This is a genomic window from Paenibacillus sp. 2TAB26 (assembly GCF_052115145.1).
GTDB lineage: Bacteria > Bacillota > Bacilli > Paenibacillales > Paenibacillaceae > Pristimantibacillus.
This window is the reverse complement of the sequence record NZ_JBFRGC010000112.1, coordinates 1-431: the sequence shown is the minus strand read 5'-3', so window position 1 is coordinate 431 and position 431 is coordinate 1. Positions and strand designations below refer to the sequence as shown.

At 46.6% G+C, this 431-nt stretch carries 1 protein-coding gene; it reads right to left on the bottom strand.

Going from position 1 to position 431, the window contains the following annotated elements; all coding sequences use genetic code 11:
- On the bottom strand, nt 1–431 hold a 431-nt coding region (locus tag AB4Z50_RS36105), incomplete at both ends, for a hypothetical protein (RefSeq protein WP_441887313.1).

The following is a 431-nucleotide window of genomic DNA, read 5'->3' as shown; positions in this document are numbered from 1 at the left end:
GCTTATAACATTCAAAAACGGTCCAGTTGCTAAAATGGTTTGACTCCGTGCTTACCGTTTTGGCAACATTGTCTATGGTTGAAGTCCCAGGCAGGTAATAATATCCTTCAGCATCTTGATAAGTGAGCCTCAACAATGCCGGATCTGTGCCTTCCAGGTTTAGTTCTGCATAGGAAATTCGGATGGTGACTGGCTTTTTAAATACGGTACCTTCTGGGAGAAGTCTGTAGGCAGGACCCTGGCTACCAGGCAGTGTATTTTCAATGGCCTGAATACTGACATCTATCGCCTCTTGTAGCGCACCGGCCGGAACGATAACTGAAAGTAGACCATCATCTGCGCTTACTGATCCGCCATCAATACCAATAGTCTTTGTAACAGCGGAACGTCCGGTTATCGGGATGCCGATGTCTCGTTTTACAGGTTGTGCA